General features: G+C 63.3%; 4 protein-coding genes. 1 reads left to right on the top strand and 3 read right to left on the bottom strand.

Features of this window, described 5'->3' with window-relative positions:
- Positions 1-372 precede the first annotated feature (372 nt).
- The 3 genes from Q1L50_RS11120 to Q1L50_RS11110 form a co-directional block, all read right to left on the bottom strand.
- Positions 373-960 (bottom strand): Fe-Mn family superoxide dismutase, encoded by a 588-nt coding sequence (locus Q1L50_RS11120; RefSeq protein ID WP_300338597.1) that lies wholly within the window; start codon positions 958-960, stop codon positions 373-375.
- Between the two features lie 486 nt (positions 961-1446).
- Entirely contained in the window at positions 1447-2862 is a 1416-nt protein-coding gene (pntB, locus tag Q1L50_RS11115) for a Re/Si-specific NAD(P)(+) transhydrogenase subunit beta (protein ID WP_300338594.1), read from the bottom strand.
- A gap of 12 nt (positions 2863-2874) precedes the next feature.
- A complete protein-coding gene (locus Q1L50_RS11110) occupies positions 2875-4470 on the bottom strand; it encodes a Re/Si-specific NAD(P)(+) transhydrogenase subunit alpha (RefSeq protein WP_300338591.1) in 1596 nt (531 codons plus the stop codon).
- A gap of 636 nt (positions 4471-5106) precedes the next feature.
- On the opposite strand from Q1L50_RS11110, the gene gltB reads away from it, so the two are divergent.
- Positions 5107-9771 carry a glutamate synthase large subunit gene (gene gltB, locus Q1L50_RS11105; protein WP_300338602.1) on the top strand — a complete coding sequence of 1555 codons (4665 nt, stop codon included), beginning with the start codon at positions 5107-5109 and terminating at the stop codon, positions 9769-9771.

Below are 9771 nucleotides of genomic sequence, written 5' to 3'. Positions count from 1 at the left end.
GAAGGGACCCTACTTTGTTCGTGCAACCGAAGAGCGGAGGATCGGGGGATTGCCCAATGGCTAGCCACCCCGGAGACGATCAGGACGCTACAGAGGAAGCTGTATGCCAAGGCCAAGCAGGAAAACGCTGATGTTTGGCACTCAAGAATTGAGTGCCCAAGCTCGACAGACTCAGTCGCGCTGGACAACAGTACACGAGGGACTGCGCATGCCTTGGCGTGAAGAACATCGGAAAGCCGTGTGCGGGAAAATCGCATGCACGGTTTGATGAGGGAGGGCAGGTGAAAGACTGTCCTCTACTCTACCTTTGTTCCCGCATTGTTCTGCGGCGAACGCCAAGAAGCAGGGGGGCAATCTGCCCCCCAACGCCGACTAGTCGGCGAAGTTTTGCTCGGCGAAGCTCCAGTTGGCGAGTTGGCTGAGGAAGGTCTCGACGAACTTGGGACGCATGTTGCGGTAGTCGATGTAGTAGGCATGTTCCCAGACGTCGATGCACAGCAATGCTTTGTCGCCGGTGGTCAGCGGTGTGCCAGCAGCACCCATATTGACGATATCCACCGAGCCGTCTGCTTTTTTCACCAGCCAGGTCCAGCCGGATCCGAAGTTGCCTACCGCCGACGCCTGGAACGCCTTGCCGAACTCGGCGCAGGAACCCCACCTGGCGTCGATGGCCGCGGCCAGCGCTCCGGTGGGCGCGCCGCCCCCGTTGGGCTTAAGGCAGTTCCAGAAGAAGCTGTGGTTCCAGACCTGGGCCGAGTTGTTGTACACCCCGCCCGCCGGCGCTTTCCTAATGATTGATTCGAGGTCAAGCGCCTCGTACTCGGTACCCTTGATCAGGTTGTTCAGGTTGGTGACATAAGCCTGGTGGTGCTTGCCATAGTGGTATTCCAGGGTCTCCCTGGACATGTGCGGCGCCAGGGCGTCAAGAGCAAAGGGGAGTTGCGGCAGCTGATGTTCCATTGGTGTTCTCCTTGAAGGTTGTTATAGCTTGCGATCGAGCGCAGCGAGCAGTTGCAGCAGCAACTGCGGCAAACGACTTTCGTGCTGGCGCCGAAGCTCCGGATTCTATTCGGGGCTTGCCCTGCTGGCAATGCCGCCCGCAGCCAGCGGGTCGCATCGCCTGTTTGGCGCGGCCAAGGTGGCGCAGGGTTTTTTCGTGGCGAGGACGCGTGATAGGTGGCAACCCTGACCGAAACGGTGACGGATTGCTACCACAACCGACAAGGCACATTCCCGGTCGCCCGCGAATACGGCTGGCCGACCATCCGCCACCGACCGTGCCGCGCGGCTTCACCCCCGAGTCGTGTCCTCTTGCGGCGATCAACCTGGGCCGAAGCAGGCCAGAACCAACGCGTGTTACCAGAGTTCGAGCTGTGCGTGGCTCGGCAGAAAAGACAACGCCCGCAGCTGCGGGCGTTGCGTCAGGCGGGGTCGCTTCCTCCGAGATCAGGCTTTCATCGCCATCAACACCTCGTCCAGCATCTTCTTCGCGTCGCCAAAGAGCATGCGGTTGTTTTCCTTGTAGAAGAGTGGATTGTCCACCCCGGCGTAACCCGAGGCCATGCTGCGCTTCATCACGATCGAGGTCTTTGCCTTCCATGCTTCGAGTACCGGCATGCCGGCAATCGGGCTGTTCGGATCGTCTTGCGCCCCCGGATTGACGATGTCGTTGGCGCCAATGACCATTGCCACATCGGTTTTCGGGAAGTCCTCGTTGAGCTCGTCCATTTCGAGAACGATGTCGTAGGGGACCTTGGCCTCGGCGAGCAGCACGTTCATGTGGCCTGGCATGCGGCCGGCGACCGGGTGGATGCCGAAACGGACGTTGACCCCCTTGTCGCGGAGCAGACGGGTGATCTCGTAGACCGTGTGCTGGGCCTGTGCGACCGCCATCCCATAGCCCGGAATGATGATCACGTTCTTGGCGTCGAGCAGCAGCTCGGCTGTTTCCTGCGCCAGGATCGGTTGCACTTCCCCTGCCGGTTGCCCATCGCCTGCTGTTGCCGGCGTACCTCCGGTCGTTCCGAAGCCGCCAGCGATGACGCTGATGAAGTGGCGATTCATCGCCGCGCACATGATGTACGAGAGGATCGCACCGCTCGATCCGACCAGCGCCCCGGTGACGATCAACAGGTCGTTGGAGAGCATGAAGCCGGTTGCAGCGGCAGCCCAGCCCGAGTAGCTGTTGAGCATCGAGACCACCACCGGCATGTCGGCGCCGCCGATGGCCATCACCATATGCACCCCGAAGGCCAGCGCAATGACGGTCATCACCAGCAGTGACAGCATTCCTTCGCCGACCGAATCGGCGTGCAGGAACATCCGCCCGAAGAAAATGACCACCAGCAGTCCGGCGAGGTTGATCCAGTGGCGTCCGGGCAACAACAGCGGATTGCCCGAGATCTTGCCGGACAGCTTGCCGAAAGCGACCACCGAGCCAGAAAAGGTCACTGCGCCAATCAGGATGCCGACGTAGATCTCGATCTCGTGGATCGATTTTTCGGTACCGGTCAGGTGCGAGGCTGCCACCGGGTCGATGTAGTTGGCGAAGCCGACAAACATCGCGGCCAGGCCGACCATGCTGTGCATCAGCGCGACCAGTTCGGGCATCTGGGTCATCTGGACGGTGCGCGCGGCATACAGGCCAACATTGGCGCCGATGACCATCGCGGTGATGATCCACGCGTAGGCGCTAGCGCTTACGTTCGGGCCAAAGACCGTCGCCAGAACGGCGATGGTCATGCCGATCATGCCGTAGAGATTGCCGCGTCGCGCCGTCTCCTGGTTGCTGAGCCCGCCAAGGCAGAGGATGAAAAGGATTGTCGCTCCAATATAGGAGGCGGTTGCCAAGCTTTGAGACATGTTGATCAACTCCTATTTGCGGAACATTGCCAGCATGCGCTGGGTGACGGCGAAACCACCGAACATGTTGATCGTCGCCAGGATCATGGCAATGATCGCCAGGACTCGAATCCAGCCGTCCGGCCGGTCGAGGCTTATCGCTTCCATCGGCGGTGCGATCTGCACCAGCGCACCAATGGCAATAATGCTGCTGATCGCATTGGTGACGCTCATCAGCGGGGTGTGCAGCGCTGGCTTGACGTTCCAGACCACCATGTAGCCGACGAAGCAGGCCAGCACGAAGACCGTGAAGTGGTTGAGGAAGGCCGCCGGAGCGCCGGCACCGATGAACCAGAAGAACAGTGCGGCGACGCCAAAGACGACGGCCGCCTTCTTGGCGGGCGACGGCGCGCTAGCCGCTCCGTGGCCATGCGACTTGGCTGCCGCAGGGGGGGCAGCCTTGGCGGCTGCGGGTTTGGCCGGCGCGGCGGACAGCTTGGGCGCCGGTGGCGGCCAGGTGATGGCTCCCTCCTTGACTACGGTCAGTCCGCGAATGGCTTCGTCGTCCATATTGACGTCGATGATGCCATCCTTGGTCTTGCACAGCTCTTCGGTCAGGCGAAACAGGTTGGTCGCGTACAGCGTCGACGACTGCTTCGCCAGACGGCTGACCAGGTCGGTGTAGCCGATGATGGTGACGCCGTGCTTGACGACGACCCGCCCCGGTTCGGTAAGCTCGCAGTTGCCGCCCTGCTCGGCCGCCATGTCGACGATGACGCTGCCGGCTTTCATCGACTGCACCATCTCGGCGGTGATCAGCTTCGGCGCGGGTTTGCCAGGGATCAGCGCGGTGGTGATGATGATGTCCGCATCACGGGCCTGCTTGGCGTACATCTCGCGCTGGGCTTTCTGGAAGCCTTCACTCATCACTTTGGCATAGCCGCCCCCACCGGAGCCCTCTTCCTCGTAATCGACCTTGACGAATTCGCCGCCCAGCGACACCACCTGGTCGGCCACTTCGGCACGGGTGTCATTGGCGCGGACTATGGCGCCCAGACTGGCGGCAGTGCCAATCGCGGCCAAACCGGCGACGCCGGCACCGGCGATGAAGACCTTGGCCGGCTGCACCTTGCCGGCAGCAGTGATCTGTCCGTTAAAGAAGCGGCCGAAGGCGTTGGCGGCCTCGATCACGGCGCGGTAGCCGGCGACGCCAGCCTGGGAGGTCAGCGCGTCCATCTTCTGCGCGCGGCTCAGCGTGCGCGGCAGCGCGTCGATGGCCAGCACGGTGACCTTGCGGTCGGCCAGTTGCTGCAGCAGATCGGGGTTCTGCGCCGGCCAGATGAAACTGATCAGGGTGGCGCCCTCGCGCAGCAGGCCGACCTCGTGTTCCGACGGCCCGCGGACCTTGAAGATGATGTCCGAACCCGACCACAGGGCGGCCGCTCCTTCGACAATTTCGGCGCCGGCCGCGCGGTAGGCGTCGTCGGAAGTGGTGGCAGCGTCACCCGCGCCGGATTCGACGAGAACCGCAAACCCCAGCTTTTTCAGCTTCTCGACGACCTCCGGTACGGTGGCGACGCGCTTTTCCCCGTCAGCAGTCTCTTTTGGAACTCCGATTGTTAGCGGCATTCAGTCCTCCATTACTTGTATCGTTCGTACCAATATTCAAAAAACCGGTCCGCAAGTCGCGGAACCCGCCTCCCAAAACCACACACCAACGCCAGTGTCGATCCCGAAAACGGTCGAGGAATTCCGCACTGGAATTCCTCGTTGCTGTACTGCGCAGATCAACCGCCCTGGCTTCGGCCTTGCCGGTGAGCTTCGCCGCCAAGGGCCTCGCGCCCGCAGCTTACCACAAGCGCAAAGCGGACTTCAGCACGGGCAGCGTGCTGCAGGCGTTCGAGTGGCAGAACACAGCGCGCACCGGACCAGGGTCGGCGGTCGATCCGGGCGGGCGGCGGTTCGCCAAGCGGCGAGCGAGACGGCACGCGTTTTGCTTGCCAACTGTCTTGCCCGGGGAGCGCGAGCGAGAGGGGGCCGCGGACGAGCATTGGACGCTCCCTTTCAGTGCTCGGCGGCGCCTTGGCGCACTCCCTTGGTGCAATGCAGCATCTTGAATAGCCGGGGGTTTCGGGGTATAGTCGCAGGCCCCCCAGAGTGGCCCGTCGACCGGCTTCGGCCCGGATGCCGCGACGTTTCCGGTGGCGGTCGTCCGGGTGCCATGCATGTTAGATTTGTGAGGATTCGCGAGTGATCGATTCGGCCATACCTGAAGCGCAGGGGCTTTATGACCCAGCCAACGAGCACGACGCCTGTGGCGTCGGTTTTGTCGCCCACATTCGGGGCAAGAAGAGTCACTCGATCATCGAGCAGGGCCTGCTGATCCTGAAGAACCTGGATCACCGCGGCGCGGTCGGCGCCGACCCGCTGATGGGCGACGGCGCCGGCATCCTGATCCAGATTCCGGACGACTACTTCCGTACCGAGATGGCCAAGCAGGGCGTGCAACTGCCGCCCGCCGGCGACTATGGCGTCGGCATGGTCTTCCTGCCGAAGGAGTCGGCGTCGCGCCTGGCCTGCCAGGAAGAGATCGAGCGCGCTGTGCGCCGGGAAGGGCAGGTGGTTCTCGGTTGGCGCGATGTGCCGGTCGACCACGGCTTGCCGATGTCGCCGGTGGTGCGCGCCCGAGAGCCGGTGATTCGCCAGATCTTCATCGGTCGCGGCGCGGACATCATGGTCACCGACGCTCTCGAGCGCAAGCTCTATGCGATTCGCCGCAGTGCGGCCAACGCCATTCTGGCGCTCGGGCTGAAGCACAGCAAGGAGTTCTACCAGCCGTCGATGTCGGCGCGGACGGTGGTCTACAAGGGCCTGCTGCTGGCTACGCAGGTCGGTGACTACTACACCGACCTCCAGGATCCGCGCTGCATTTCGGCCATGGCGCTGGTCCACCAGCGGTTTTCGACCAACACCTTCCCGACCTGGCAGCTCGCCCATCCGTACCGGATGATTGCGCATAACGGCGAGATCAACACCGTCCGCGGCAACTACAACTGGATGCGCGCACGCGAGAAAGGCACCTGGTCGCCGATGCTCGGTGCCGATCTGGAGAAGATCTGGCCGCTGATCTATCCAGGGCAGTCCGATTCGGCCGCATTCGACAACTCGCTCGAGTTGCTGGTGATGGGTGGCTATTCGCTGGCGCACGCGATGATGATGATGATTCCCGAAGCCTGGGAGTCGCACACCCTGATGGATCCCAAGCGCAGCGCTTTCTACAAGTACCACGCGGCGATGATCGAGCCGTGGGACGGTCCGGCGGCCGTGGCGTTCACCGATGGGCGGCAGATCGGCGCAACGCTCGACCGCAACGGCCTGCGCCCGGCGCGCTATCTGGTGACCGACGACGACCTGGTGGTGATGGCTTCGGAAGCGGGCGTGCTGCCGATTCCCGAAGAGCGGATCGTCAAGAAGTGGCGTCTGCAGCCGGGCAAGATGTTCCTGATCGACCTCGACCAGGGGCGGATCATCGAAGATCGCGAGCTCAAGGACACGCTGGCGCGCCTCAAGCCGTATCAGGACTGGCTGAGCCGGATCAACATCAAGCTCGACGACTTGGCGTTGCCGGCCAACGTTCCAACGAGCAGCTACTCGGCGTCGCTGCTCGATCGGCAACAGGCTTTCGGCTACAGCCAGGAAGACATCAAGTTCATTCTCGAACCGATGGCTCACTCCGGCGAGGAAGCGACGGGGTCGATGGGCAACGATTCGCCATTGGCCGTCCTGTCGAACCGCAGCAAGCCGCTGTTCAACTACTTCCGGCAGCTTTTCGCACAGGTCACCAATCCGCCGATCGACCCGATCCGCGAGCAGCTGGTGATGTCGCTGGTGTCGTTCATCGGCCCCAAACCGAATCTGCTCGGGATCAACGAGATCAATCCGCCGTACCGCCTGGAGGTGGCGCAGCCGGTGCTCGACTTCGACAGCATGGCGAAGCTGCGCCGGATCGCGAGCTACACCGGCAACAAGTTCCACTCGGCCGAGCTCGATATCTGCTATCCGCTGGCCTGGGGCAACGAAGGCGTCGAAGCCCGGCTGGCGTCGCTGTGCGCGGAAGCCGAGGACCACGTGCACCGCGGTTCGAGCATCCTGATCGTCTCGGACCGCAAGTTCGATGCCGAACACGTCGCCATCCCGGCCTTGCTGGCGACCTCGGCGGTCCATCAGCACCTGGTCACCAAGGGACTGCGCACCCGTGTCGGGCTGGTCGTCGAAACCGGCGCGGCGCGAGAAACGCATCATTTTGCGGTTCTCGCCGGATACGGTGCCGAAGCCGTGCACCCGTATCTGGCGCTGGAAACCCTGCAACAACTGGTCGGAGGCGACGCCGAGAAGGGCGACAAGGCGATCAAGCATTTCATCAAGGGCGTCGGCAAGGGACTGCTGAAAGTGATGTCCAAGATGGGCATCTCGACCTATATGTCCTACACCGGGGCGCAGATTTTCGAAGCCGTCGGTTTGCAGAAGAAGATGGTCGACAAGTACTTCACCGGCTCTTCGACGCAGGTCGAAGGGATCAGTGTCTTCGAGGTCATGGAAGAGGCGATTCGCCTGCACCGCCAGGCTTTCAGCGACGACCCGGTGTTGGCGACGATGCTCGACGCAGGCGGCGAGTACGCCTACCGGGTGCGTGGCGAAGAGCATATGTGGACGCCGGACGTGATCGCCAAGCTGCAGCATTCGACGCGCACCGGCAAGTACGAGACCTACAAGGAATACGCGGCCATCATCAACGATCAGACGCGGCGACACATGACCTTGCGCGGGCTGTTCGAGATTCGGCCCGCGGGGCCGGCTGTGCCGCTCGACGAAGTCGAGCCGGCGAAGGAGCTGGTGAAGCGCTTTGCCACCGGCGCGATGTCGCTGGGGTCGATTTCGACCGAGGCGCACAGCACCCTGGCGATCGCCATGAACCGTCTCGGCGGCAAGTCGAATACCGGCGAGGGTGGCGAGGACCCGGCGCGTTTCAAGGTCCTGAGTGGCAGCGAGAAGTTGTCCGACGTGATCGGCAAGACGCGCGTTGAACGTGACTACCAGTTGCAGACCGGCGACAGCCTGCGCTCGGCGATCAAGCAGGTCGCTTCCGGGCGCTTCGGGGTGACCACCGAGTACCTGGTCAACGCCGACCAGCTGCAGATCAAGATGGCGCAGGGCGCCAAGCCCGGCGAAGGCGGTCAGCTGCCCGGTCACAAGGTCTCCGAGTACATCGGTTTCCTGCGCCACTCGGTGCCGGGCGTGGGGCTCATTTCGCCGCCGCCGCACCACGACATCTATTCGATCGAAGACCTGGCGCAACTGATTCACGATCTGAAGAACACCAATCCGAAAGCGTCGGTCAGCGTCAAACTGGTCTCCGAAGTCGGTGTCGGAACGGTCGCTGCCGGGGTCACCAAGGCCAAGGCCGATCACCTGGTGATCGCCGGTCACGACGGCGGTACGGGCGCCAGCCCCCAGTCGTCGATCAAGCACGCCGGCTCGCCATGGGAACTCGGTCTCGCCGAGACCCAGCAGACGCTGGTCCTCAACCGCTTGCGCGGTCGCGTTCGGGTGCAGGTCGACGGGCAGATGAAGACCGGCCGCGACGTGCTGATCGGCGCGCTGCTCGGCGCCGACGAGTTCGGCTTTGCGACCGCGCCGCTGGTCGTCGAAGGCTGCATCATGATGCGCAAGTGCCACCTGAACACCTGCCCGGTGGGTGTCGCCACGCAGGATCCGGTGCTGCGCCGCCGTTTCTCGGGCCAGCCCGAACACGTGGTCAATTTCTTCTTCTTCGTCGCCGAGGAACTGCGCGAGCTGATGGCGCAGATCGGCATCCGCAGCTTCAATGAGCTGATCGGCCGTTGTGACCTGCTCGACATGCAGAAGGGGATCACCCACTGGAAGGCCAAGGGGCTCGACTACAGCCGCATCTTCGCTCGTCCGGAGAACCGGGCAGAGACGCCGGTGTTTCAATGCCAGACGCAGGATCATGGCCTGGACAAGGCGCTCGACCAGCAACTCATCGAACTCGCCAGACCGGCGCTCGAGAGCGGCGAGAAGGTGCATATCGAGCTGCCGGTACGGAATATCAACCGTACCGTCGGAGCGATGCTTTCGGGTCGGCTGGCCGAGTGCTACGGCCATGCGGGATTGCCGGACGGGACCATCGACATCCGCCTTACCGGGACTGCCGGGCAGAGTTTTGGCGCTTTCCTCGCGCGCGGCGTGAGCCTCGACCTGATCGGCGAGGCCAACGATTACGTCGGCAAGGGCCTGTCGGGTGGGCGAATCGTCGTTCGTCCGAACGCCGGCTTTCGCGGCGAGGCGCTGAACAACATCATCGTCGGCAATACCGTCCTCTACGGCGCGACCGAGGGTGAAGCCTACTTCGCGGGCGTTGCCGGCGAGCGTTTCGCCGTCCGCAACTCGGGCGCCACGGCGGTTGTCGAGGGGGTCGGCGACCATGGCTGCGAGTACATGACCGGCGGCACGGTGGTGGTGCTCGGGAAGACCGGCCGCAACTTTGCCGCCGGCATGTCTGGCGGGGTGGCCTACGTCTTCGACGAGGATGGAAGCTTCGAGTCACGCTGCAACATGGCGCAGGTGTCGCTCGAACCCGTCGAGGAGGAGTTCGCGGCGCGCCTGGGCAGCGACGCCGGCGACGACCTCGAAGGTCACGGCCAGGTGGACGTCCGGCATCTCGGGGTGATCGACGAAGTCCTGCTCAAGGGGCTGATCGAAAAGCACCACCGCTGGACCGGCAGCCTGCAGGCGCGGCGCCTGCTCGACGACTGGACGAAACATCGCGCACACTTCGTCAAGATCATGCCGCACGAGTACCGTCGGGCGCTCACCGAGATGGCGGCGCAAAAGCAACTGGAGGCAGCATAA

Origin of the sequence: Accumulibacter sp. (assembly GCF_029255145.1) — a bacterium.
Taxonomy (GTDB): Bacteria; Pseudomonadota; Gammaproteobacteria; order Burkholderiales; family Rhodocyclaceae; genus Accumulibacter.
The sequence above is the reverse complement of the archived record's forward strand: the minus strand, read 5'-3'. Positions and strand labels throughout refer to the sequence as shown.

Bases quoted from the DNA above. Each gene is read 5' to 3' on its own strand.
- Q1L50_RS11120 (WP_300338597.1), bottom strand. From the start codon at position 960: ATGGAACATCAGCTGCCGCAACTCCCCTTTGCTCTTGACGCCCTGGCG.
- pntB (WP_300338594.1), bottom strand. From the start codon at position 2,862: ATGTCTCAAAGCTTGGCAACCGCCTCCTATATTGGAGCGACAATCCTT.
- Q1L50_RS11110 (WP_300338591.1), bottom strand. From the start codon at position 4,470: ATGCCGCTAACAATCGGAGTTCCAAAAGAGACTGCTGACGGGGAAAAG.